Here is a 25,099-nt window from a genome sequence, read left to right on the forward strand (position 1 = left end):
TTGAGTTGGGGTGCAATCCGCGCCTCAAGTCAACACGCTTGAGTGGTGGCGTCAACAGGGCGTCAACAACGGTGGCCGGGGCGTCAGCGTGGTGTGAACAGACCTGTCACGGCGGTCCGCGGCGGGATTTGCTTCCCCGGTAAGCAAAATCCCTCCGAAACAGGAGTCCTCCCGTGGCTGATCTCGGGTTCGTCGTTCTCACGGTGGCGCTGTTCGCGGCGTTCGCCGTGCTGATCCGGGCGGTCGAACGCTGATGAGCGCCGTCAACCTGGCCGGCCTGATCCTGGCCGTCGCTCTCGCCGCCTTCCTGGTGGCCGCCCTGCTGTTCCCGGAGAAGTTCTGATGGCCGGCTGGTTCTTCGTGTTGTCGCTGGTCGTCGCGATCGCCGCGGTGTACCGGCCGTTCGGCGACCACATCCACCGGGTGGTCACCGGGACGAGGCACAGCGCCGCCGAGCGCGGCGTCTTCCGGCTGGTCGGCGTGGACGCCGCGGCCGGCCAGACCTGGGGCGTGTACGCCCGGTCGGTGCTGGCGTTCTCCGCCGTCTCGGTGCTCTTCCTCTACCTGTTCCTGCGCCTGCAGGACCGGCTGTGGCTGTCGCTCGGCCTGCCGGCCGTGACCGATCACATCGCCTGGAACACCGCGGTCAGCTTCGTCACCAACACCAACTGGCAGGCGTACGCCGGTGAGTCGACGCTGGGCCACCTCGTGCAGATGGCCGGCCTCGCCGTGCAGAACTTCGTGTCGGCGGGCGTCGGCATCGCGGTCGCCGTGGCGCTGATGCGGGGGTTCGCGGCGCGGAAGCAGAGCACGCTGGGCAACTTCTGGGTCGACCTGACCCGGATCACGCTGCGGATCCTTCTGCCGGTGTGCCTGCTCGCGACGCTCGTTTTCATGATCGCCGGGATGGTGCAGAACCTTTCCGGGGGTACGGAGGTGAGCACGCTGACCGGCGGCACGCAGCACATCACCGGCGGCCCGGTCGCGTCCCAGGAGGCGATCAAGGAGCTCGGCACCAACGGCGGCGGCTTCTACAACGCCAACTCGGCCCACCCGTTCGAGAACCCGACGACCTGGACCAACTGGATCCAGATCTTCCTGATCCTGCTGATCCCGTTCAGCCTGCCCCGGGTGTTCGGCCGGATGGTCGGGCAGAACCGGCAGGGCTACGCGATCGCGGCGGTCATGGCGATCCTCGCGCTCGGCAGCGTCGCCCTGACCGTGGCCTTCGAGACGCACGGCGCCGGAACGGTCCCGCAGGCCGTCGGCGCCGCCATGGAGGGCAAGGAGACGAGGTACGGGGTGACGAACTCCGCCGTGTTCGCCGCGGCGACCACGCTGACCTCGACCGGCGCGGTGAACTCGTTCCACGACTCGTACACGGCGCTGGGCGGCATGATGCCGATGGTCAACATGATGCTCGGCGAGGTGGCGCCGGGCGGCGTCGGATCGGGCCTCTACGGCATGCTGATCCTCGCCGTGATCACGGTCTTCGTCGCGGGCCTCATGGTCGGCCGCACCCCGGAGTACCTGGGCAAGAAGATCGGCGCCCGGGAGATGAAGCTGGCGTCGTCCTACTTCCTGATCACCCCGGTGCTGGTGCTCACCGGCGCGGCCGCCGCGTTCGCGACCGGCAACAGCGGCACGGCGCTCAACACCGGGCCGCACGCGCTCTCCGAGGTGCTGTACGCGTTCACCAGCGCCGCGAACAACAACGGGTCGGCGTTCGGCGGCATCACCGTGAACACCGGCTGGTGGGACACCGCGCTCGGGCTGGCGATGCTGCTCGGCCGATTCCTGCCGCTGATCCTGGTCCTGGCGCTGGCCGGCGCGCTCGCGAAGCAGCAGCCGGTGCCCGAGTCGGAGGGCACTCTCCCCACCCACCGGCCGCTCTTCGTCGGCATGGTCGCCGGCGTGACGGTCGTCCTGGTCGCCCTCACCTTCCTCCCCGCTCTCGCTCTCGGACCCCTCGCGGAGGGCCTCTCATGACCGCCCCGACACTGGAGAAGCCGCCCGCCGCCGCATCCGCGGTGAAACCGGGCCTCCTCGATCCCCGCCAGTTCCGCCGGAGCCTGCCGGACGCGCTGCGCAAGCTCGACCCGCGCACGATGTGGCGCAACCCGGTCATGTTCATCGTCGAGGCCGGCGCGGTCTTCACGACCGTGCTGTCGCTCGCCGATCCGAGCCTCTTCTCCTGGCTGATCACCGGCTGGCTCTGGCTCACCGTGGTCTTCGCCAACCTGGCCGAGGCGGTCGCCGAGGGCCGGGGCAAGGCGCAGGCCGCCGCGCTGCGGGCCGTGAAGCAGGACACCGTGGCCTATCTGGCGGACGGCCGGGAGGTCGCGGCGACCGCGCTGAAGCAGGGCGACGTGGTGGTCGTCGAGGCCGGCCGGGTCATTCCCGGCGACGGTGACGTGATCGAGGGCATCGCCAGCGTCGACGAGTCGGCGATCACCGGCGAGTCGGCCCCGGTCATCCGGGAGTCCGGCGGCGACCGCTCGGCCGTCACCGGCGGCACGAAGGTGCTCAGCGACCGGATCGTCGTCCGGATCACGCAGAAGCCCGGTGAGAGCTTCGTGGACCGGATGATCGCCCTGGTCGAGGGCGCGAACCGGCAGAAGACGCCGAACGAGATCGCGCTCAACATCCTGCTCGCCGCGCTCACGGTGATCTTCCTGCTCGCGGTGGTGACGCTGCAGCCGCTCGCGATCTTCTCGAAGGCGTACCAGGCGGCGGCGCCGGACACCGCGGCGATCGACGCGGACGGCGTCACCGGCATCGTGCTGGTCTCGCTGCTGGTCTGCCTCATCCCCACCACGATCGGCGCGCTGCTCTCCGCGATCGGCATCGCCGGCATGGACCGGCTCGTGCAGCGCAATGTGCTGGCGATGAGCGGGCGTGCCGTCGAGGCGGCCGGCGACGTGAGCACCCTGCTGCTCGACAAGACGGGCACGATCACCCTGGGCAACCGGCAGGCCGCTGAGTTCGTACCCGTGAAGGGGGTTGATCCGGAAGATCTCGCCGGCGCGGCGCAACTCGCCAGCCTGGCCGACGAGACGCCGGAGGGGCGCTCGGTGGTGGTGCTCGCGAAGAACGAGTTCGGCATCCGGGAGCGGGAGCCGGGGCTGATGGCGAGCGCGACGTTCGTGCCGTTCACGGCGCAGACCCGGATGAGTGGCGTGGACATCGGCGGGAGGGAGATCCGCAAGGGCGCCGCCGCCTCCGTGATCAAGTGGGCCGGAGCGGACAGCGCCGAGGTGGACGCGATCGTGGACCGGATCAGTGCCGAGGGCGGGACCCCGCTCGTGGTGGCCGAGAACGATCGCATCCTCGGGGTGATCCACCTCAAGGACACGGTGAAGCCCGGGATGCGGGCCCGCTTCGCGGAGATGCGCCGGATGGGCATCCGCACCGTGATGATCACCGGCGACAATCCGCGCACCGCGGCCGCGATCGCCGCCGAGGCCGGGGTCGACGACTTCCTGGCCGAGGCCACGCCCGAGGACAAGCTCGCGCTGATCAGGAAGGAGCAGCGGGGCGGGCGCCTCGTCGCGATGACCGGCGACGGCACCAACGACGCGCCGGCGCTGGCCCAGGCGGACGTCGGCGTCGCGATGAACACCGGCACGTCGGCCGCGAAGGAGGCCGGCAACATGGTCGACCTCGACTCGGACCCGACCAAGCTCATCGAGATCGTGGAGATCGGCAAGCAGTTGCTGATCACCCGGGGCGCGCTGACGACGTTCTCGATCGCGAACGACATCGCCAAGTACTTCGCGATCATCCCGGCCATGTTCGCGGCGGTCTACCCGGGCCTCGACACCCTCAACGTCATGCGGCTGCACTCGCCCGGTTCGGCGATCCTCTCCGCGGTGATCTTCAACGCCGTCGTGATCGTCCTCCTGATCCCGCTCGCCCTGCGGGGCGTCCGGTACCGGCCGGCCTCGGCGAGCAGCCTGCTCGGCCGCAACCTGCTGATCTACGGCCTCGGCGGGGTCGTCGCCCCGTTCCTCGGCATCAAGCTCATCGACCTCCTCGTCCAGCTCATCCCCGGGATCTGATTCCTCATGAGACTGCATCTCGCGGCGCTGCGTGCGCTGCTCGTCCTCACGGCTCTGCTCGGTGTCGCCTACCCCCTCGTGTTCGTGGGGGTGGCGAAGCTGCCCTTCATCTCCGGACGATCGGGAGACGTCACCCTGATCGGTCAGGCGTTCACCGACGCCGACGGCAATCCCGTCGGCAGGTACTTCCAGAGCCGGCCGGGCTCCTACGACCCGACCGCCACCGGCGCGAGCAACCTCGGGCCGGAGGACGTGGTCGACACCCCGGACCGGAAGAGCCTGCTCACCCAGGTCTGCGCGCGCAGCCTCGCGATCGGCAGGCTCGAAGGCGTCGACGGGAGTCGTCCCTATTGCACGGACGACGGTGTCGGCGCGGTCCTCGAGGTGTTCCGCAGGGACGGTTTCACCGGCCCGGTGACCCGGGTGGTGGCGGTCAACGGCCCGGCGTTCGTGCCCACCTATGAGGGCGTTCCCGTCGAGTCCGGGCCGGTCGCGGTCTCCGGCGGGGTGATCACGCCGATCCGCGGGGACGCGCCCTCGTCGCCCGCCGTGCCGGCCGATGCGGTCACCGCGAGCGGGAGCGGGATCGATCCGCACATCAGCCCGGAGTACGCCGCGTTGCAGGCGCCCCGGGTGGCCCGCGAACGGGGCATGGACGTCGCCCGGGTGCGGCAGCTGATCGCGGAGAACACCGACGGCCGGGCGCTCGGCTTCCTGGGGCAGCCGACGGTCAACGTACTCAAGCTGAACTTGACCTTGGACAACTGAAGGCTGTCTGCCATGCCTCGCGGTGAACTGCGGATCTATCTGGGGGCGGCGCCCGGCGTCGGCAAGACCTACGCGATGCTCGAAGAGGCGCACCGCCGGGCCGGGCGCGGCACCGACGTCGTGATCGCCCTGGTGGAGACGCACGGCCGCCGGCACACCGCCGCGATGATCGGCGGGCTGGAGGTGATCCCGCGCCGCGAGGTGACCTATCGCGGCGCGGCCTTCGGCGAGATGGACCTCGAGGCCGTGCTGGCCCGCCGGCCGGAGCTCGCCGTCGTCGACGAGCTCGCGCACACCAACGTGCCGGGCTCCCGGAACGACAAGCGCTGGCAGGACGTGCACGCGCTGCTCGACGCCGGGATCGGCGTGCTGACCACGGTGAACGTCCAGCACCTCGAATCGCTCAACGACGTGGTCGCCCGGATCACCGGCGTCGAGCAGCGGGAGACCGTGCCGGACGCCGTGGTCCGGGCCGCCGAGCAGGTCGAGCTCGTCGACATGACGCCGGAGGCGCTGCGGCGGCGGCTCGCGCACGGCAACGTCTACCGGCCGGAGAAGGTGGACGCCGCGCTCGGCAACTGGTTCCGGGCCGGGAACCTGACCGCGCTGCGCGAGCTGGCCCTGCTCTGGCTGGCCGGCAAGGTCGACGAGCAGCTGGGCCGGTACCGCGCCGACCACGACATCGACACCACCTGGGAGGCCCGGGAGCGGGTCGCGGTCGCGCTCACCGGCGGCCCGGAGGGGGAGACGCTGATCCGCCGGGCCGCCCGGATCGCCGCCCGGAGCCGGGGCGCCGAGTTGCTCGCCGTACACGTGACCCGCAGCGACGGGCTGGCCGGCGCCGACCCGGCCGAGCTGGCCCGGCAGCGGGTGCTCACGGAGAGCCTCGGCGGCACGTACCACCAGGTCGCCGGCGGCGACGTGGCGCAGGCGCTGCTCGACTTCGCCCGGGGCGTGAACGCCACCCAGATCGTGCTCGGCGCGTCCCGCCGGGGACGGCTCGCGCAACTGGTCGCGGCCGGCGTCGGGGTCACCACGATCGCCCGGTCCGGTTCGATCGACGTGCACCTGGTCCCGCACGAGCGGGCCGGCCGGGGGCGCCGCGGCGGGCCACTCCCGCCGGCGCTCTCCCGGCGACGGCGGATCGCCGGGCTGCTCACCGCGCTGCTCGGCCTGCCGCTGCTCACCGCGGGGCTGACGATCGCCCCGGAGTTGCCGCTCATCGACGACATCCTGCTCTTCCTGGTGGCGGTCGTCGGCGTCGCGCTGATCGGCGGCCTGTGGCCGGCCCTGGTCGCGGCGGTCGGCGGTTCGCTCGTGCTCAACTGGTTCTTCACGCCGCCGGTCGGCCGGTTCACCATCGCCGAGGGGCAGAACCTGCTGGCGCTGGCGATCTTCGTGACCGTGGCGGTCGCGGTGAGCTGGGTGGTCGACACGGCGGCCCGGCGGACCCGGCAGGCCGCGCGGGCGTCCGCCGAGGCGCAGACCCTCGCCACCGTGGCGGGCAGCGTGCTGCGCGGCGAGCGCCCGCTCATGGCGCTGCTCGACCGGCTGCGGGAGACGTTCGCGCTGGACGCCGTGACGCTGCTGGAAGGGGAGGTCGTGGTCGCCTCGGTGGGCCGGGCCTGCACCCGGGGCGAGGCCGACGTCGAGGTCACGGCCGGCGGTGGGGTCTCGGGCGGCGGTGAGCTGAGGTTGCTTTTGCGCGGCCGGATTTTGGAGGCGTCCGATCGGCGGATCGTGGAGGCGTTCGCGGCGCAGGCCGCGGTGGCGTTGCGTCAGGAGCGGCTGGCCGCCGAGGCGGCCAGCGTGAGGCCGCTGGCCGAGGCGAATCGGTTGCGCACCGCGTTGCTCGCGGCGGTGAGCCACGATCTGCGTACGCCGTTGGCGTCGGCGACGGCGGCGGTGGCGTCGCTGCGCAGCTCCGAGGTGGCGTTCGGTGAGGAGGATCGTGCGGAGTTGCTCGCCACCGCGGGCGAGTCGTTGGACCGGCTCGGTGGGCTGGTGGCGAATCTGCTGGACATGAGCCGTCTGCAGGCCGGTGCGCTCGGGGTCGCCGTGATCGAGGTGGGCGCCGAGGAGGTCGTACCCCGGGCCTTGGACGATCTCGGACCGGAGGGCCGGATGGTCGCCGTGCGTGTCCCGGATGATCTGCCGCTGCTGCGTGCCGATCCGGGCCTGCTGGAACGGGTGCTGGTGAATCTGGTCGGCAACGCGCTGCGCTACAGCCCACCCGGCCGGCCGCCGATGATCACCGGGAGCGCGCACGGCGACACCGTGGAACTGCGCGTCATCGACCGCGGGCCGGGCATCCCGAGCGACCGGTGGGACGACGTGTTCCTGCCGTTCCAGCGGCTCGGCGACCGGGACAACCACACCGGCGCGGGCCTCGGGCTCGCGCTGTCCCGCGGCCTCACCGAGGCGATGGGCGGCACGCTGACGCCCGAGGAGACGCCGGGCGGTGGCCTCACGATGATCCTCGCACTGCCCGCGGTATCGCCATGACCAGGCGTTCCTCCGCCTACGGTGACCCGTACCGGATCGGCCTCGCCGCCGATGGTCGTCCTCGCGGCCGCCGCCACGGTGATCGCCGCGCAGGCCGCGCAGGCCGCTGCCTGCCGCCGCGCAGGCCGGCTGTCTGCCGCCGCCCCTCTCATCGCGATCTTGTTGATCGGGGCTGCGCCGTTCTCGCACGGATTCACAAGATCGCGGGCGGGGAGAGGCTGGTGGGAGGGGCGGGTAGGTTCTCGGGTGTGGCGCGCGGGGAATTGCGGATCTACCTGGGGGCGGCTCCGGGGGTCGGGAAGACGTACGCCGCGCTGGAGGAGGCCCGGCGGCGCGCGGGCCGCGGGACCGACGTGGTGATCGGGGTCGCCGAGACGCACGGGCGTGCGCACACCGCGGCCATGATCGGCGATCTCGAGACGGTTCCGCTCCGGGGCTCGGAGCTTGACCTGGACGCTCTGCTGCGGCGCCGGCCGGAGGTGGCGGTCGTCGACGAGCTCGCTCACACGAATGCTCCCGGTTCCCGCAACGCGTACCGCCGGCAGGACGTCGAGGAGCTGCTGGACGCCGGGATCAGCGTGCTGACCACGGTGAACGTCCAGGAGCTCGCCTCGCTCGGCGACGTGGTCGCCCGGATCACCGGCGTCGAGCAGCGGGAGACCGTGCCGGACGCCGTGGTCCGGGCCGCCGAGCAGGTCGAGCTCGTCGACATGACGCCGGAGGCGCTGCGGCGTCGCGTCGCGCACGGCAACGTCTACGGTCCCGGGGAGGTGGACGCGGCGCTGGCGAACCGGTTCCGGACCGGGAACCTCACGGCGCTGCGCGAGCTGGCCCTGCTCTGGCTGGCCGGCAAGGTCGACGAGCAGCTGGGCCGGTATCGCGCCGACCACGGCATCGACGCCACCTGGGAGGCCCGGGAACGGGTGGTCGTGGCGATCGGCGGCGGGCCGGAGGGGGAGACGCTGATCCGGCGGGCCGCGCGGATCGCGGCCCGGAGCCGGGGCGCCGAGTTGCTCGCCGTGCACGTGACCCGCAGCGACGGGCTGGCCGGCGCCGACCCGGCCGAGCTGGCCCGGCAGCGGGTGCTCACGGAGAGCCTCGGCGGCACCTATCACCAGGTCGCCGGCCTGGACGTGCCGCGGGCGCTGGTGGAGTTCGCCCGGGGCGTGAACGCCACCCAGATCGTGCTCGGCGTCTCCGGCCGGGGGAGGAGGAGCGCCCGGGCCGGCGCCACCACCGCGATGCTGGCCGGGTCGATCGACGTGCACCTGGTCGGCCACGAGCGGGCGGCCCGGGGTGGCCGCCGCCGGCCGATGCCGGCCGCGCTGTCCCGGCGCCGGCGGATCGCCGGGTTCGCGACCGTCCTGGCCGGCCTGCCGCTGCTCACCGCGCTGCTGCTGGCGCTGCCCGGCCAGCCGCTGATCACCGGCATCCTGCTCTTCCTGGTCGTGGTCGTCGGTGTCGCGCTGATCGGCGGGCTCGGGCCGGCCCTGCTCGCCGCGGTCGGCGGATCGCTGCTGCTCAACTGGTACTTCACCCCGCCGTACGGGCGGTTCCTGGTGGCGCAGGAGCAGAACCTGCTGGCGCTCGCCATCTTCGTGATCGTGGCGGTCGCGGTGAGCTGGGTGGTCGACACGGCGGCCCGGCGGACCCGGCAGGCCGCGCGGGCGTCCGCCGAGGCGCAGACCCTCGCCACCGTGGCGGGCAGCGTGCTGCGCGGCGAGCGCCCGCTCATGGCGCTGCTCGACCGGCTCCGGGAGACGTTCGCGCTGGAGTCGGTGGCGCTGACCGAGGACGGGACGACGGTGGCCGAGGTCGGTCGTCCCGGGCTGCGGGCGGACCGGGCCGACGACGTCGTGAAGGCCGACGGCGACCTGCTGATGCTGCTGCGCGGGCGGGTCCTGGAGGCGGCCGACCGGCGGATCGTGGAGGCGTTCGCGGCGCAGGCCGCGGTGGCGTTGCGTCAGGAGCGGCTGGCCGCCGAGGCGGCCAGCGTGAGGCCGCTGGCCGAGGCGAATCGGTTGCGCACCGCGTTGCTTGCGGCGGTGAGTCACGATCTGCGTACGCCGTTGGCGTCGGCGACGGCGGCGGTGGCGTCGCTGCGCAGCTCCGAGGTGGCGTTCGGTGAGGAGGATCGTGCGGAGTTGCTCGCCACCGCGGGCGAGTCGTTGGACCGGCTCGGTGGGCTGGTGGCGAATCTGCTGGACATGAGCCGTCTGCAGGCCGGTGCGCTCGGGGTCGCCGTGATCGAGGTGGGCGCCGAGGAGGTCGTACCCCGGGCCTTGGACGATCTCGGACCGGAGGGCCGGACGGTCGCCGTGCGCGTCCCGGATGATCTGCCGCTGCTGCGTGCCGATCCGGGCCTGCTGGAACGGGTGCTGGTGAATCTGGTCGGCAACGCGCTGCGCTACAGCCCGCCCGGCCGGCCGCCGATGATCACCGGCAGCGCGCACGGCGACGTGGTCGAGCTCCGGGTGGTCGACCACGGGCCGGGCATCCCGGCCGCGAAGCGGGACGACGTGTTCCTGCCGTTCCAGCGGCTCGGCGACCGGGACAACCACACCGGTGTGGGCCTCGGCCTCGCGCTGTCCCGCGGCCTCACCGAGGCGATGGGCGGCTCCCTGATCCCCGACGAGACCCCCGGAGGCGGCCTCACCATGATCATTTCCCTGCCGGCGGTGTCCCCTTGACGCGCATCCTGGTGGTGGACGACGAGCCCCAGATCGTGCGGGCTCTCCGGATCAATCTCAAGGCCCGGGGGTACGAGGTGGACGCCGCCCAGGACGGCGCGACCGCGCTCCACCTGGCGGCGCACCACCACCCCGACCTGGTCGTGCTCGACCTCGGCCTGCCGGACATGGAGGGGACCGAGGTGATCGGCGGCCTGCGCGGCTGGACCAACGTGCCGATCATCGTGCTCTCCGGGCGGGACGGCAGCACCGACAAGGTGGCGGCCCTCGACGCCGGCGCCGACGACTACGTCACGAAGCCGTTCGGGATCGACGAGCTCCTGGCCCGGATCCGGGCCGTGACCCGGCGGGTGCAGCCCGTGGACGCGACTCCGGCCGTACGCATCGGCTCCTATGTCGTTGATCTTTCGGAGCGCTCCATCGTCCCGGAGGTACGCCTCACCCCGACCGAGTGGCAGCTGCTCGAACACCTGGTCCGGCACCCCGGCAAGCTGATCACGCAGCGCGAGCTGCTGCACGACGTGTGGGGGCCGCAGTACCAGACCGAGACGAACTACCTGCGGCAGTACATGGCCCGGCTGCGCCGCAAGCTGGAGACCGATCCGGCCCATCCCCAGCACCTGATCACCGAACCCGGTATGGGTTATCGATTCCGGCCTCAATGATCCTGGTTTCGGGTCGATATTGGGGACGCACCCGTCACTTCCGTGAGGAGACCCATGCGGTTCTTCGGTTCCCGTGAGGCGGCCCCGGCCGCGACCCGTCCCGTGCCGCGCGACGTCGAGGCCCTCGAGGAGCTGGTGCTGGCGCTGGAGAACGCGGTCGACGAGAACTCGGCCTGGCGGATCACGGTGACCAGCACGGTCGAGTCGCACGGGTTCGCCTACGGCGCGATCTGGATCCCGGACGGAGGCAACCACCTGCGCCTGCTGCACGAGACCGGGCGGATCACCCCGCAGCTCCAGGCCGCGGCCGGTGGCGTCGTCCCGGGCCGGACACTGCCGGCCGACGCCGGGCTGGTCGGCAAGGCGTGCCGCACCCGGCAGGCGGTCTACGCCGAGTCGCCCGCCGAGTACGGCGAATGCCGCCGCGCCGAGGCCGCCTTCCAGGCCGGCATGGTCGGCGCCGTGGTGGTGCCGGTCGTGAAGGGCGCCGAGGTGCATGCCGTCCTCGAGTACTACTCGCCGACGCCGCTCTACCTCGACGCGAACCGGCGGGAGAAGTTCACCGCCCTGGCCCGGATCGCCGAGCGGGCCCGGGAGAGCGCGGTCGCGGCCGCCGAATTACGGCAGGTCGCCGACGACCGGATGGCCGTCACCACCGTCGTCGCGAAGCTCGGCGCCGCGCCGGACAGCCAGACCGCGATCAAGGTGGCCCTGGACAGCGTGCGCAGCGCGTTCGGCTGGGCGTACGGGTCGTACTGGGAGGTCGACCCGGCCGACAACGTGCTGAAGTTCCAGATCGAGTCGGGGTCGGCCGGCGACGAGTTCCGCCGGGTCACCCTCGCCGCCACGTTCGCCGAGGGCGTCGGGCTCTCCGGCCGGGCCTGGCGATCCCGGGACCTGGTCTTCGTCCGCGACCTCGCCGAGCTGACGGACTGTGTGCGGGCGCCGGCGGCACAGCGGGCCGGCGTACGGTCGGGGGTCTGTTTCCCGATCATGAGCGGTGATCGGATCGTCGGCACGATGGACTTCTTCACGACCGAGTACATCGACCTGTCCGAGTCCCGGGCCGCCTCGCTGCGCAACGTGCAGCAGCTCGTCTCTCAACGGCTCGACGTGCTGCGCGCCGCCGAACGGTCCGCCGAGAACGCGCGGGCCCTGCTCGACACCGTCGACCGCCTGCGCAGCGCCTCCGGCGACGCCACCTCGGTCGCCGAGCAGGCCGTCGACCGCGCCTCGGCGATGACCGCCGAGGTGGCCGCGCTCGGCCAGGCCTCGGCCGCGATCGGCGACGTCATCAAGATCATCGAGTCGATCGCCGAGCAGACCAACCTGCTCGCGCTCAACGCCACCATCGAGGCGGCCCGGGCCGGGGAGAGCGGCAAGGGCTTCGCCGTCGTGGCCGGCGAGGTCAAGGAACTCGCCCGGGAGACCGCCGAGGCCACCCAGAAGGTCGCCGACCAGATCGCCGGGATCCAGGCCAGCGCCGAGACGGTCGCGGCCGGCATCCACACCACGAGCGAGACGATCGGGCGGATGGACAGCGTGCAGGCGCGGATGAACGAGGTGCTCGCCGAGCAGGCCGAGATGGCGCGAGCGTTGCAGGGCTGATCCTGTCGGACCCTCGTGGTGTGATGTTTCCTACAACACACCCGAGGGGGGCAGACATGAGCGGCGTTCGTTTGCTAGTGGGCACCCGTAAAGGTGCTTTCATCCTGACGTCCTCCTACCACCGGGGCGAATGGTCGGTTGACGGCCCGCATTTCCCGGGCTGGGAGGTCTATCACGTGAACGGCTCGCCCGCCGATCCCGACCGGATCTGGGCGTCCGCGTCCGGCGGCTGGTTCGGCCAGGTCATCCACCGGTCCGACGACGGCGGGAAGTCCTGGCAGCAGGTGGACCACGACTTCGTGTACGAACCGCCGGTCGGTGACCACCTCTGGTACGACGGGACCCCGCGCCCGTGGGAGTTCAAGCGGATCTGGCACCTCGAGCCGTCCCGGACCGACCCGGACGTGGTCTACGCCGGCGCCGAGGACGCGGCCCTCTACAAGTCGACCGACGGCGGCCAGAAATGGGTGGAGCTGGCCGGTCTTCGTACCCATGCCTCTGCTCCGAAATGGCAGCCCGGCGCAGGCGGCATGTGCCTGCACACGATCATCCTCGATCCGGTGAACCCGGACCGGATCTTCGTGGCCATCTCGGCGGCCGGCGCATTCCGCACCGACGACGGCGGAGTCAGCTGGCAGCCGATCAACCGCGGCCTGGTCTCCGAGGGCATCGCCGAACAGGGCGCCGAGGTCGGCCACTGCGTGCACCGGCTCGCCCAGCACCCGTCCCGGCCGGACACCCTCTTCATGCAGAAGCACTGGGACGTGCTGCGCACCGACGACGCCGGCGCGAACTGGCGCGAAGTCAGCGGCGACCTGCCCACCGACTTCGGCTTCCCGATCGCGGTGCACGCCCACGAACCCGAGACGATCTACGTGGTGCCGATCACGAGCGACTCGCTGCACTACGTCATGGACGGCAAGCTGCGCGTCTACCGCAGCCGGACCGGCGGCGACAACTGGGAGCCGCTCACGGCCGGCCTCCCCCAGGAGAACTGCTACGTCAACGTGCTCCGCGACGCCATGGCGGTCGACACGCTGGACTCGTGCGGCATCTACTTCGGGACGAGCGGCGGCCAGGTGTACGGGTCGTCGGACAGCGGCGACACCTGGCGCGCGCTGGTGCGCGACCTGCCGCCGGTGCTCTCGGTCGAAGCCCAGGTGCTGCCGTGATCCGGGTGATCCTCCCGGTCCACCTGCGCACCCTCGCGAACGTGGGCAAGGAGGTGACCGTCTCCGTCGAGTCCCCGGTCACCCAGCGGAGCGTGCTCGACGCGGTGGAGCGGGACTATCCGATGCTGCTCGGCACGATGCGGGACCGGCGGACCGGGCAGAGGCGGCCGCTGGTGCGCTTCTTCGCCTGCGAGGAGGACCTGTCGAACGCCTCGCCGGACGATCTGCTGCCGGATCGGGTGGTCAAGGGCGAGGAGCCGTTCATGGTCGTGGGGGCGATGGCCGGAGGGTGATCGGCGAAGACGGCGGCCGGGATGTCCGCGGCCGCCGTCTCCCGTCGTCTTGTGCCTCGTCGTTGCGTGGCTCGTCGTTGCGTGGCCCGTCGTTGCGTGGCCCGTCGTTGCGTGGCCCGTCGTTTCAGGTCAGCCGCCGGTGATGCCGGTGACGGTGGTGGTGGTCTCCGCGCCGGCGGGTTCGCTGGCGGGGGCCGTCGTGGTGTCGGTCGTGCCGGTGCCGGTGGTGTCGGTCGTGTCGGTGCCGGTTGCGCCGGTCGTGTCCGTGCCGGTGCCCGTCGTGGTGTCGGTGGTGGCCGGAGTGCCGGTGTCGGTGGCGGCCGGGGTCTCAGTCGCGGCCGGGGTCTCGGTTCCGGTCGTGGTGTCGGTGCCGGTCGTGGTGTCCGTGCCCGTCGTGGTGTCGGTGCCGTTGTCGGTGGTGGCCGGGGCCGGGGTCACGTCGGCGGCTGGGGTGCCCGTGTCGGTGGGTGCCGGGGTCTCGGTCGCTGCCGGGGTGGCGGTGTCGGCCGGGGCCGGGGTCGCCGTGTCGGCCGGGGTCGGGGTGGCGGTGTCGGCCATGGCGGGGGTGCTGGTGTCTACGGGAGCCGGGGAAGCGGTCGTGGGCTCGGGTGACGGAACGGCGCCCGGCTGAGCGGACTGGTCCTGGCCTGCGGGCTGACCCTGACCGCCCTGGTCGCCGGTCTGGCCGCCCTGCTGCTGGTTGCCCTGGTCGCCGGTCTGGCCTTGCTGCTGGTCGCCGGTCTGGCCGCCCTGCTGCTGGTCGCCGGTCTGGCCGCCTTGCTGCTGGTCGCCGGCCTGGCCGCCTTGATCGCCGGTTTGGCTGCCCTGCTGCTGGTTGCCCTGGTCGCCGGTCTGGCCGCCGCCCTGCTGCTGGTCGCCTGGTTGGGGGCCGCCCGGCTGCTGGCCGCCGTTCTGCTGGCCGCCCGGGGCCGGCCACGCCGGGGCTCCACTCTCGTACTCGACATAGAGGATCTTCAGGCGGCGTGCTCCGCTCAGTTGTTTCATGCACTCGTGACGGTCCCAGTCGCCGAGCTTCTTGCCGATCTTGCCGATCGTCTCGCAGGCCGCGAAGGTCTCGAAGGAGCCCGCCGAGTCCGGCGGCGGGTTGTCCGGCGTGGTGCTCGGTGACGCTTGCGCGGGGCCTGCGCCGATCGCTGCGCTCGCCAGCACACCGAGGCCGGCGATGGTCAGGCTCCGTGTCGCCTTGCTCATGTCATACCTTTCCGTGTTCGGCTGCCGTATCCCGGATAGCTGAGCACGGGCAATCCGAGCCTTCCTCGCGTTCGGCGGGGGTTGGCCCTGAGGGGGCAAGGTCGGCGTCGGCTTACGATCGGAATATGGTCAGGCGTACGGGTGAGGCAACCCGCGAGGAGATCCGTACGGCGGCGACCCGCCTGTTCCGCGAGCGAGGTTTCGCCCGGACATCGGTGCGGGACATCGCGGCGCTGGCGAGCAGCAACCCGGCCCTGGTTATCCGGCATTTCGGTACGAAAGAACTGCTCTTCCTCGAGACCATGCACCTCACCATCGACGACGAGCCGCTGCTGGACGTGCCGATGGAGGAGTTCGGGAAGCGGTTCGTCGAGGTGCTGCTCGCCGACGACGACATCCGCGGCGTCTACCTGGCGCTGGTCCGCGGCAGCAACGAGGAGCAGATCAAGGCCCGGCTCCAGGACATCCACGAGAAGATGTTCGTCGGCCCGGTGCGGGCCCGGCTCGACGGACCGGACGCGGACATCCGGGCCCGGCTCGCGGCCGCGGTCGTGGGCGGCCTGCTCTACGTCCTGTGGGTGGTCGGCGACGAGGCGCTGGTCGCCGCCGACCCCCGGGAGCTGGTGAAGCGCTACGGCGCGCTGCTCCAGCAGGCGCTCACCTCCCCCTGAGCCTCCCTCAGCCGATCTTGTTGATGCGCGACGCCCCGTTCCTGCGCAGATCAACAAGATCGGCAAAAGGGGGCCGCGCGGATCAACAAGATCGAGCCTGAGCCGATCTTGTTGATCCGGGACGCCCCGTTCCTGCGCAGATCAACAAGATCGGCGAGGCGAGGCGAGGGCGGGGCTACTGCACTGACCAGCCGCCGTCGGAGGGGAGGATTGCGCCGTTCAGGTTAATGGCGTCGTCGCTCAGCAGGAATGTGATCGAGGCGGCCAGGTGCTCCGGCATCGCCACGCCCGGGATGGTGCGCAGCAGCGGGCCGGTGCGGGCCAGGCCGAACTCCGACTGGTTGCGCGGGACCATTCCGGTGGCCACGCCTCCCGGCGCCACGGCGTTGGTGCGGATGCCCTGGTGCCCGTACATGAAAGCGGTGTTCTTGGTGATCCCGAGGACCGCGTGCTTGGAGGCCGTGTAGGCGACGCCGGCCGCACTGCCCCGCAGCGCCGCCTCGGACGCGATGTTGACGATCGATCCGCGCTTCGCCTCGAGCATCGCCGGCAGTACGGCGCGGGTCAGCTTGAAGAGGCCGTCCACGTTCACCGCGAAGACCCGGTCCCAGATGTCGTCGGCCGTCTCGTGGATGGGGGAGAAGTCGTCGACCACGCCGGCCACGTTGGCAAGGCCGTCGATGCGGTCGCCGGCGGCCTCCACGATCCGGGCGATGCCGGCGTCGACGGTGATGTCGGCGACCACCGGCACGATCGCCGCGCCGAGATCATCCGCGAGGGATTTGAGGGAAATTTCGGAAATGTCGACGGCGATCACCCGGCCGCCCTCGCGCGCGATCCGGGAAGCGGTGGCCCGGCCGATCCCCGACGCCGCACCCGTCACGATCACGGTCTGCCCGTCGAACCGGCCCGGCGTGATCTTCTCGGCCCAGCCGCCCGAGGAGGCTTCCGCGGGCACGACGCCGGCGTTGACCGCGAGCACCAGCTGGTCGACCGCCTCCTGCGGGATCTGCCCCTGGCTCAGGGCGACGAGCTGCTGCAGCGGCAGGCCGCGGGCCGGCGCGAGCCGGGACTCGTCGAAGTCGCCGCCCTGGCCGAGCAGCGCCCGGAAGGCCGGCCCGCCCTCCGGGTGGTCCAGCCATTCACCGACCGTGCTGTTGGCGCCGAGAGCCATCGATAACCTCCATGAACAGGGAAAACGCGAAGTGAACTTAGTTTACTTCAGCATAGCGCCGCGCGAGCACCGGCAGAAGGTGAAGATCAGGACATGGCCGTCCTGAGCAAACGCCAGGTCAACGTCGTCTTCGTGGCGATCCTGCTCGGGATGCTGCTGGCGGCCCTGGACCAGACGATCGTCTCGACCGCGCTGCCGACGATCGTGGCGGACCTCGGCGGCGCCGGGCACATGTCCTGGGTCGTGACGGCCTACCTGCTGGCCGAGACGATCGCCACGGTGCTGGCCGGCAAGTTCGGCGACCTGTTCGGCCGCAAGCTGGTGTTCCAGGTGAGCGCCGTGGTCTTCGTGGCCGGCTCGGCGCTGTGCGGCGTGGCCCAGGACATAATCATGCTGGTCGCGGCCCGGGCGATCCAGGGCGTCGGCGGCGGCGGTCTCATGGTCACCGCGATGGCGCTGATCGCCGACGTCATCCCGCTCCGCGACCGCGGCAAGTACCAGGGCGCGCTCGGCGCGGTCTTCGGCGTCACCACGGTGGTCGGCCCCACCCTCGGCGGGCTCTTCACCGACCACCTGAGCTGGCGCTGGGCGTTCTACATCAACGTGCCGATCGCGATCGTGGTGATCGGGATGGCGGCCAAGGCGATCCCGTCGATCTCCTCGGGGGGCCGGCCGGTCATCGACTACGCCGGCATCGGCCTGGTCGCGGCCGGCGCCACCACGATGATCCTGGCGCTGGAGTGGGGTGGCAGCGAATACGCCTGGACCTCGCCCACGATCATCGGGATGTTCGCCGCCTCGGTGGCGCTCTTCGCCGGCTTCGTGGTCGTCGAGCTCCGGGCCAGGGAGCCGATGCTGCCGATGCGGCTGTTCCGCAACTCGGTCTTCACGGTCTGCTCGACGCTCAGCTTCATCGTCGGCTTCGCGATGCTCGGCGCGATGACGTTCCTGCCGACCTACCTGCAGTACGTCGACGGTGTCTCGGCCACCGGCTCCGGCGTGCGCACCCTGCCGATGGTGGCCGGCCTCTTCATCATGTCGATGGTCTCCGGCAACGTGGTGAGCCGCACCGGCCGCTACAAGGTGTTCCCGATCGCCGGCGGGGCCGTGATGACGCTCGGCCTCTATCTCATGTCGACCATGGACACGACCACGAGCACCTGGCTCGAGTCGCTCTACATGTTCGTCCTCGGCGCCGGCATCGGCCTGTCCATGCAGGTGCTCACGATCGTCGTGCAGAACACCGTCCCCTACGCCGACCTCGGCACGGCCACGTCCGGCGTGACGTTCTTCCGTACCCTCGGAAGCTCTTTCGGCACCGCCGTCTTCGGCACCCTCTACAGCGGCCGGCTCGAGGAGGGACTGGCGGAGGCGCTGGCCCGGACCGGTGTCCCGCCCGCCGTCGCGCAGAGCCCGGAGGCGCTGAACGCCCTCGACCCGGCGCAGTCCGGTCCGATCATCGCGGCCTACGCCGACGCGATCAACTACGTGTTCCGGTGGGTGGTGCCGGTCGCGGTGCTCGGCTTCCTGGTGGCCTGGCTGCTCAAGGAGCTGCCGCTGCGGGACAGCGCCCGGGTGGCCGCCACCGACGTCGGCGAGGGCTTCTCGGCGCCCGTCGCGGACGACCGGCTCGGGCAGCTGGAGCGACAGATCAGCGACACCATGCGGCGGGCCCGCGACGACCGGACGGTCCTCGATCGCGTCCTGGCCGACTCCGGCGCCGACGTGAACCCGTCCCAGGCGTGGGCGATCGGGCAGACGCATCTTCACCTCACGGCGAAGGGACGGGCCGAGCTGGCGGCCATCGCCCGTCAGCACCGGATGCCGCCTGAAGTGCTGGAACCCGCCTTCGAAGATCTGGAGCAGGCCGGCTACGCCCGGGTCGACGGCGATCAGGTGCTGCTGACCGAGGCCGGGCAGGAGCAGTTCGAGAGGGTACGGCACGCCTGGCGGCAGTGGCTCGACGCCAACCTCGACGACATCGCGCGCACCGATCCGGACGACAAGGTGCTGATCGACCGGGCGTTGAACAACATCGCCACCCGGCTGGTCGACGAGCATCGGCCCGCTTGATCTAGGCCGCGACAGGCTACCGTGCACCAATGGGATTGCTGGATCGGTTCGCCGGCTCACCGCAGCGCCGCTTCGCCCAGCTGGCCCTCCGGGTGGCCCGCGGGACCCCGGGGGTGGAGCGCGCCGACTACCGCGCCGACGAGTTCGCGATCGCGATCCACCGCGCCGGCGGGGGTGGTCCGGCCCATCTCTACCTGTCGAACGTGTTCCGGGAGACGGCGAGCGCCACCCCGGCGGAACGCCGGGAGCGGCTGGAGCGTCTGGTCCGGCTGATGGCCTCGCCGCCGGCCGAGGACACCTGGGAGACCGTACGCGCGAAGTTGCGCCCGGTGGTCCGTCCGGTCACCTTCGGGGCGGCCGGACCGGTCGGCATGCGGCCGCCGCTGTCCCGGCCGGCCATGCCGTTCCTCCGCGAACTGGTCGTCATCGACGCGCCGGACGCGATGGCCTACGTCATCCCGGACCGGCTCGACGAGTGGGGCGTCACGGCCGAGGACGTCTTCGTGGCGGCCCGGGAGAACCTGGCCGAGCTGGCCCGCCGCTCACTGGCCCGGCCGTGGCCGTCCGGCCCGAGCCTGATCCGGATGCTCGACGACGGCGACGGCTACTTCACCTCGCTGCTGCTCAACCCCGGCTGGCTGGCCGACGTGAGCGAGCGGATGGGCACCCCGGTGCTGGCGTTCGCCCCGGACAACAACACGCTGCTGCTCAGCCCGCTGCCGGAGAACGAGGCCGACCAGCTCTACGCCGTGGTCGAGCGGAGCTTCCAGGAGGCGGTGCGCTACCTGTCGCCGGTCGGCTACGTCTCGGGCGCCGGGGGAGCGGCCGTCCCGTACACCCCGCCGGCCGGGCATGTGCACTTCCTGCCGGCCCGCCGCGCCGAGGCGGTGCTGGCCCTCACCGAGTACTCGAACCAGACCGACTGGCTCACCGAGCAGTACGAGAAGGCCGGCGTCGACGTGCACGTCGGCAAGCTGATCGCGGTCGAGCCGCCGGACGGCGGACCGGCCGAGACGATCGCCACCTGGGTCGCCGGGGTCAGCACGCTGCTGCCCCGGGCCGACTCGGTGGCGTTCGCCCGCCCCGAGTCCGGTGTGGAGTTCCGCGCGCCGTGGCGGCTGGTCGAGGAGCAGGCCGGCCTGAGCCCGGAGCCGCTGCTCGCGCCGGCCCGCTACCGGGTCGAGGACTGGCCGGCCGCGGCGGTGCTGAGCAGCCTGCGGGAGAGCGAGCTCTGACGCCGCCGCGATGGACAGGGGCATCGAGGCGGGGCCGCGGATGAGCGGGTGGCTCGACGGCGCCGTCGAGCGGGTCGTCGCGTTCGCCGGGGATGTGCCGCCCTCGGCCGGGCGGCGGGTCCTGGCCATCGAGGGGCGGTCCGGGTCGGGGAAGACGACGCTGGCCCGGGTAGTCGCCGGGCGGCTGGGCGCGCCGCTCATCCGGATGGACGACCTCTACGCCGGCTGGGACGGGTTGGAGAAGGGCGTCGAGGTGCTCCGCGACTGGGTTCTCGAACCGCTCGCTCGAGGCCGGCCGGCGGTCTGGCGGCGCTGGGACTGGGCCGCCGGCCGGTACGCCGAGGAGCATCCTGTTCCGGACGCCGACTGGCTGGTCGTCGAAGGTGTGGGAGCCGGAGCCACGGTGCTCCGGCCGTACCTCGAAGGTCTTGTCTGGCTCGAAAGCCCGGAGGCGGTGCGCAAGCGGCGGGCGCTGGCGCGGGATGGCGAGACCTATGCGCCGCACTGGTCCCGGTGGGCGCGGCACGAGGATGCGTTCTATGCGTCCGAGCAGGTCAGGGAACATGCCGACCTGCTGTTCCACGTCGGGTCAGCCGATGGGTGAGAGTCTGACCCGCTTGGTCAGCTCGGTGATCGCCTCCTTGCGGCCGGTGCCGAGCCCGTGCCGGGTCACGTTCAGCGCGCCGGCGGCGGCCCCGGTACGCACCGCCTCGTGGATCTTGCCGCCGCGGGCCAGGACGGCGGCCACCCCGGCCGTCATCGAGTCGCCGGCGCCGCGGTGGTCGACGACCTGGAGCGACGGCAGCTCGACGAGCAGCGGCTCCTCGTCGTCGATCAGGGCGATGCCGGGCTGGTCGGCCCGGCTGATCAGCACCGATCCGGCGCCCTGCTTGCGCAGGTCCCGGCCGGTGTCGACGAGCTCTTCGACGCTGTCGCCGGTGGCCCGGCCGGCGTCGATCAGCTCCTCGTGACTGACCTTGAGGAAGTCGACGCCGCCCTCGAGCACGGCGGTCAGGTGATCCCCGGAGAGGTCGGCGACCACGGTGCCGCCGTTCGCGCCGAGGTCGGCGGCGAGCCGGCGGTACACCTCGGGGGCGACCACGTCCGGGGCGGCCGGGCCGCTCAGGATGCTGACCCGGGAGCGCATCCCGGCGGCCAGGGCCGTGCTGTAGAGCTCGTCGAGGTCGTGCCGGCCCAGCGGCTCGCCGGCGTGGTCGGCCACCTCGTCCCGGGAGCCGTCCCGGCGGTCGTGGATGTACCAGCCGCTCCCGGACATGCGGTGGACCGCCCGTACCTCGATCTGCTCGTCCCGCAGCAGCAGTGAGATGACCTCGCCGATCTCGCCGCCCACGGCGGCGCAGAGGGTGACCGACGCGCCGAGGCCCGCGCACATCCGGGCCTGCCAGATTCCCTGGCCGCCGGGATGGACGTGCAACTCGGGTTCGCCGGACTGTTGCTCGATGGTCACTGTCAGCAGTGGCACCGGTGCGAAGACCATGATCGTGCCGGATTCGTCGGCAGGCATCTCGGTCTGCTACCCCTTTTGCCACACTTCAAACCCTTCATCTTGCCGGCTGTGACACCCGCCACAATGGTGCGCGGACCGGCTCAGGGGTGGTGCGGCAGGAGCCAGCCGACGCGGCGGACCAGGTCGGCGGTGTTGAGCGGCTTCGGCAGGTACTCCTCGGCGCCGGAGACGAAGGCCAGCTCGATGTCGGTCGCGCTGGCGCAGCCGCTCAGCATGATCACCGGAATCTCGGCGGTCGCCGGGTCGTCGTGCATCCGGTAGCAGACGCTCAGCCCGTCCAGGCCCGGCATCACGATGTCGAGAACCACCAGGTCCGGCTTCGCCTCGGTGACGAGGGTGAGCGCGGTGCACCCGTCCGCCGCGCAGACGGTGCGGTAACCGGCCATCTCCAGCTTGAAGCTGACCAGGTCACGGATGCCCTCGTCGTCGTCGGCGACCAGGACGGTCGGGACGCACGGCCCGGCGGTGACGGGCGGGAGAACGGCGAGGGAGTCGACGATGGCCGTCATGCTGCTCCGATCCTCGAGCGGGGGCGGCACCGGGGGTGCCGCCGAGGTGATCGGAGTCATCGGCGGGGGCGGGGCCCCCGCCAGGTAAACGCCGGTTGCCGGACGGTTGCGGTCTAGGCCGGGGCCTTCTCGGGCTCGGCCTGGGCCAGCGCGGCCCGGGCGTTGATCTGCCGGCTGGTGACCGCCCGCTCGGGCCGGCTCCGGCCCAGGAAGGCGACCGCCCACCGGACCAGCGCGCTCGCCCGGTTCCGGCCCTTCGGCAGGTACGCCCAGTGCACCCCGAGCCAGAGCAGCCAGCCGAGCAGGCCGCTCAGGTGCAGGCCGCGCAGGTCGGCGACCGCGGAGAACCGGGACACCGTCGCGATGTTGCCCTTGTCGAAGTAGTGGAACGGCTTGCCGGCCGGCTTCCCGGCGAGCCGCCGCCTGATCGTCCGGCCGGCGTAGCCGCCGCCCTGGATGGAGACCTGGGCGACGCCGGGCAGGCCGCCGAGGCTCATCAGGTCGCCGACCACGAAGATCTCCGGGTGGCCGGGGACGGTCAGGTCGGGGTTCACCTCGATGCGGCCGGAACGGTCGGCCGGGGCGCCGGTGGCCTGGGCGATGCGAGCGGCCAGCGGGGCGGCCGCGACGCCGGCACTCCAGATCTTGGTCATCGCCTCGAGGCGCTCGGTCCCGTCGCCGGCATCGAGCACCACGCCGGTGGCGTCCACGTCGACGACCCGCTTGCCGAGCCGGACGTCCACGCCGATCTTCCGGAGCCGCTTCGCGGCGGCGGCCGAGGACTGCGGGGAGAAGGTCGGCAGCACCCGATCGACCGCGTCGACCAGCACGATCCGGGCCTGCGCCGGGTCGATCCGGCGGTACTCGCCGGGCAGCGTGCGGTGGGCGATCTCGGCGATCTGGCCGGCCAGTTCGACGCCGGTGGGGCCGGCGCCGACGATCACGAAGGTGAGCCAGCGGGCGGCCGCGGCCGGGTCGGTCTCCAGCTCGGCCATCTCGAACGCGGTGAGGATGCGGGCGCGCAGCTCGACCGCGTCGTCGAGGCTCTTCAGGCCGGGGGCGTGCTCGGCGAACCGCTCGTTGCCGAAGTACGACCCGGTGGTGCCGGCCGCCACGATGAGGGTGTCGTAGGGGACCTGGTAGGGCACCCCGTCCGGCGCGGTGGCGGTCACGACGCGGCCGTCGACGTCCACGTCGGTGACCCAGCCCAGCAGCACCTCGGTGTTGCGCTGCCCGCGGACGAGCTCGCGGACCGGGGTGGCGACCTCGCCGGGGGAGAGGAGGCCGGTCGCCACCTGGTAGATCAGCGGCTCGAAGACGTGGTGGTTGGTCCCGTTGATGACGGTCACCCGGGCGTCCCGGGCGTTGCGCAGCGCCTTCGCGGCGTACTTGCCGCCGAAGCCGGCTCCGACGATGACGACGCGGTGCTGTCCCTGCTCGGTCATCACTCTCACGCTCCTTGGTTCCACTCCATACAACCGTGGAAAGGGCGCCGGAAGTCCGTCACGCAGTGATGAGGATGATCACCAGGGCCGGCTGTCACAAACCGGTAGGTCATCTCGTCGCACGCGGAAGGGCCCGCCTCCCTGCTGCGGAGGCGGGCCCTCACGAGGGTGTTACTGGACGACGAAGAGCAGCCGGTTCGGGGAGCCCGAGCCGGGGTTGGTCACGACGCCCGTGGTGGCGTTGCTGGTCAGGGCCGAGGCGACCTGGGCCGGGGTGTAGCCGGTGTTGCGGGAGAGGACGAGCGCCGCGGCGCCGGCCACGTGCGGCGACGCCATCGAGGTGCCGCTGATCGTGTTGGTGGCCGAGGTGCTGGTGTACCAGGCCGAGGTGATCGACGAGCCGGGCGCGAAGATGTCCAGCACGCTGCCGTAGTTGGAGAAGCTGGACCGGGCGTCCGTGCTGGTCGTGGAGCCGACGGTGATCGCCGAGGCGACCCGGGCCGGCGAGGAGCTCGACGCGTTGGTGTTGGAGTTGCCGGCCGCGACCGCGTAGGTCACGCCGGACGCGATCGAGTTGGCGACCGCGGAGTCCAGCGAGCTGCTGACGCCGCCGCCCAGGCTCATGTTGGCGACCGCCGGCTTCACCGCGTTCGCGGTGACCCAGTTGACGCCCGCGATGACGCCGGCCGTGGTGCCGCTGCCCGAGCAGTTCAGGACCCGGACGCCGACCAGCTTCACGGCCTTCGCGACGCCGTAGGTGCTGCCGCCGACGGTGCCCGCCACGTGCGTGCCGTGGCCGTTGCAGTCGACGCCGCCGCTGCCCACCGCGTCGTAGCCGGCCCGCGCCCGCCCGCCGAACTGGCTGTGGCTGTAGAGGATGCCGGTGTCGATGATGTAGGCGGTGACGTTCGAGGCGGTGACCGGGTAGGTGTAGGTGGTGCTCAGCGGGCGGGCCCGCTGGTCGATCCGGTCGAGGCCCCAGGTCGCGTTCGTCTGGGTGGCGGCCAGGGAGATGACCTGGTTCTGCTCGACGTACGCCACCTTCGAGTTGGCCGCGAGGCGCCGGGCCTGGTTCTCGGTCATGGTGGCCTCGAAGCCGTTGAGCGCCTTGCCGAAGCTGCGCTTCACGGTCGCTCCGTAGGTCTTGCTCAGGGAAGCCTGCTGCGCGCCGGACTTGAGCACCACGATGTAGCTGCCGTCCACCGCGTTCGCGGAGCCGGCCAGCTTGATCTGCCCGAGCACCGGGGCCGCGGCCTCGGCCGGGGTCGCCGCGGCGACGGCCGCCAGCGCGAACAGACCTGCGGCCAGGATGCGGCCGTGTCCTCGAATCGCCATGTTCTTCCTCTCTCGCCAGCCGGCGAACGCCCGGGGGGTATAGACGCTCGTCACTCGGCTCTGGGTCGAGCGTAGGCGGGTTGCCGCCGTTCACCTATATATCGAAATGGATATATCAAAGACACGTTCAGTTCATCGCCGAACGTGCCGAAACG

20 protein-coding genes are annotated in these 25,099 nt (G+C 71.8%); 14 read left to right on the forward strand and 6 right to left on the reverse strand.

Annotated features, from left to right (window positions below; translation table 11 throughout):
- Window positions 1-253: 253 nt before the first annotated feature.
- The 10 genes from kdpF (at window position 254) to AB0G10_RS21715 (ending at window position 13,762) form a co-directional block, all read left to right on the forward strand.
- Entirely contained in the window at window positions 254-343 is a 90-nt protein-coding gene (gene kdpF, locus AB0G10_RS21670; RefSeq protein WP_360924308.1) for a K(+)-transporting ATPase subunit F, read from the forward strand.
- The gene (kdpA, locus tag AB0G10_RS21675; RefSeq protein WP_360924311.1) at window positions 343-1,989 is read left to right on the forward strand and encodes a potassium-transporting ATPase subunit KdpA; all 1,647 of its coding nucleotides are present in this window, start codon (window positions 343-345) and stop codon (window positions 1,987-1,989) included. The genes kdpF and kdpA overlap by 1 nt, the downstream gene beginning before the upstream one ends.
- Window positions 1,986-4,061 (forward strand): potassium-transporting ATPase subunit KdpB, encoded by a 2,076-nt coding sequence (gene kdpB, locus AB0G10_RS21680; protein ID WP_360924314.1) that lies wholly within the window; start codon window positions 1,986-1,988, stop codon window positions 4,059-4,061. The genes kdpA and kdpB overlap by 4 nt, the downstream gene beginning before the upstream one ends.
- Before the next feature lie 6 nt (window positions 4,062-4,067).
- A complete protein-coding gene (locus AB0G10_RS21685; protein WP_360924317.1) occupies window positions 4,068-4,829 on the forward strand; it encodes a potassium-transporting ATPase subunit C in 762 nt (253 codons plus the stop codon).
- 12 nt (window positions 4,830-4,841) lie between these two features.
- Complete coding sequence (locus AB0G10_RS21690; RefSeq protein WP_360924320.1) at window positions 4,842-7,334, forward strand: DUF4118 domain-containing protein; 2,493 nt, start codon at window positions 4,842-4,844, stop codon at window positions 7,332-7,334.
- A 248-nt stretch (window positions 7,335-7,582) separates the two neighbouring features.
- Window positions 7,583-10,024, forward strand: a complete 2,442-nt coding sequence (locus AB0G10_RS21695) for a DUF4118 domain-containing protein (protein WP_360924323.1) — start codon at window positions 7,583-7,585, stop codon at window positions 10,022-10,024.
- Window positions 10,021-10,689 (forward strand): response regulator, encoded by a 669-nt coding sequence (locus tag AB0G10_RS21700; protein WP_360924326.1) that lies wholly within the window; start codon window positions 10,021-10,023, stop codon window positions 10,687-10,689. Before AB0G10_RS21695 ends, AB0G10_RS21700 begins: the two co-directional genes overlap by 4 nt.
- A gap of 54 nt (window positions 10,690-10,743) precedes the next feature.
- Window positions 10,744-12,297, forward strand: a complete 1,554-nt coding sequence (locus AB0G10_RS21705) for a methyl-accepting chemotaxis protein (protein ID WP_360924329.1) — start codon at window positions 10,744-10,746, stop codon at window positions 12,295-12,297.
- Window positions 12,298-12,473: 176 nt separating this feature from the next.
- Window positions 12,474-13,469 carry an exo-alpha-sialidase gene (locus AB0G10_RS21710; protein ID WP_360924332.1) on the forward strand — a complete coding sequence of 332 codons (996 nt, stop codon included), beginning with the start codon at window positions 12,474-12,476 and terminating at the stop codon, window positions 13,467-13,469.
- Entirely contained in the window at window positions 13,466-13,762 is a 297-nt protein-coding gene (locus AB0G10_RS21715) for a MoaD/ThiS family protein (protein ID WP_360924335.1), read from the forward strand. Before AB0G10_RS21710 ends, AB0G10_RS21715 begins: the two co-directional genes overlap by 4 nt.
- A 129-nt stretch (window positions 13,763-13,891) precedes the next feature.
- On the opposite strand, the gene AB0G10_RS21720 is transcribed toward AB0G10_RS21715, so the two are convergent.
- Window positions 13,892-14,974: a hypothetical protein gene (locus AB0G10_RS21720; protein WP_360924338.1), complete on the reverse strand. Its 1,083-nt coding sequence runs from the start codon at window positions 14,972-14,974 to the stop codon at window positions 13,892-13,894.
- 125 nt (window positions 14,975-15,099) lie between these two features.
- Between AB0G10_RS21720 and AB0G10_RS21725 the strand changes: the two genes are divergently transcribed.
- Window positions 15,100-15,645, forward strand: a complete 546-nt coding sequence (locus tag AB0G10_RS21725; RefSeq protein ID WP_360924341.1) for a TetR family transcriptional regulator — start codon at window positions 15,100-15,102, stop codon at window positions 15,643-15,645.
- A gap of 175 nt (window positions 15,646-15,820) precedes the next feature.
- Here the strand turns inward: AB0G10_RS21725 and AB0G10_RS21730 are convergent, their stop codons facing one another.
- The gene (locus AB0G10_RS21730; protein WP_360924344.1) at window positions 15,821-16,819 is read right to left on the reverse strand and encodes an SDR family NAD(P)-dependent oxidoreductase; all 999 of its coding nucleotides are present in this window, start codon (window positions 16,817-16,819) and stop codon (window positions 15,821-15,823) included.
- Window positions 16,820-16,912: 93 nt separating this feature from the next.
- Here AB0G10_RS21730 and AB0G10_RS21735 point away from each other — a divergent pair, with 93 nt between their 5' ends.
- The 3 genes from AB0G10_RS21735 to AB0G10_RS21745 are packed head-to-tail and all read left to right on the forward strand — an operon-like array spanning window position 16,913 to window position 20,731.
- A complete protein-coding gene (locus AB0G10_RS21735; RefSeq protein ID WP_360924347.1) occupies window positions 16,913-18,892 on the forward strand; it encodes an MDR family MFS transporter in 1,980 nt (659 codons plus the stop codon).
- A gap of 29 nt (window positions 18,893-18,921) precedes the next feature.
- Complete coding sequence (locus AB0G10_RS21740) at window positions 18,922-20,127, forward strand: hypothetical protein (protein WP_360924350.1); 1,206 nt, start codon at window positions 18,922-18,924, stop codon at window positions 20,125-20,127.
- Window positions 20,128-20,137: 10 nt separating this feature from the next.
- Window positions 20,138-20,731, forward strand: coding sequence for a dephospho-CoA kinase (locus AB0G10_RS21745; RefSeq protein ID WP_360924353.1), 594 nt, complete (start codon window positions 20,138-20,140; stop codon window positions 20,729-20,731).
- Here the strand turns inward: AB0G10_RS21745 and AB0G10_RS21750 are convergent.
- From AB0G10_RS21750 to AB0G10_RS21765, 4 genes are all read right to left on the reverse strand, one after another.
- Complete coding sequence (locus AB0G10_RS21750) at window positions 20,717-21,652, reverse strand: PfkB family carbohydrate kinase (RefSeq protein WP_360924356.1); 936 nt, start codon at window positions 21,650-21,652, stop codon at window positions 20,717-20,719. The two genes, AB0G10_RS21745 and AB0G10_RS21750, sit on opposite strands and share 15 nt — an antisense overlap.
- 83 nt (window positions 21,653-21,735) lie before the next feature.
- Window positions 21,736-22,164 (reverse strand): response regulator, encoded by a 429-nt coding sequence (locus AB0G10_RS21755; RefSeq protein WP_360924359.1) that lies wholly within the window; start codon window positions 22,162-22,164, stop codon window positions 21,736-21,738.
- A 113-nt stretch (window positions 22,165-22,277) separates the two neighbouring features.
- Window positions 22,278-23,609, reverse strand: coding sequence for an NAD(P)/FAD-dependent oxidoreductase (locus AB0G10_RS21760; protein WP_360924362.1), 1,332 nt, complete (start codon window positions 23,607-23,609; stop codon window positions 22,278-22,280).
- 171 nt (window positions 23,610-23,780) lie between these two features.
- Window positions 23,781-24,944 (reverse strand): S8 family peptidase, encoded by a 1,164-nt coding sequence (locus tag AB0G10_RS21765; RefSeq protein ID WP_360924365.1) that lies wholly within the window; start codon window positions 24,942-24,944, stop codon window positions 23,781-23,783.
- Window positions 24,945-25,099 lie beyond the last annotated feature (155 nt).

Source organism: Actinoplanes sp. NPDC023714 (assembly GCF_040639855.1).
GTDB lineage: Bacteria > Actinomycetota > Actinomycetes > Mycobacteriales > Micromonosporaceae > Actinoplanes.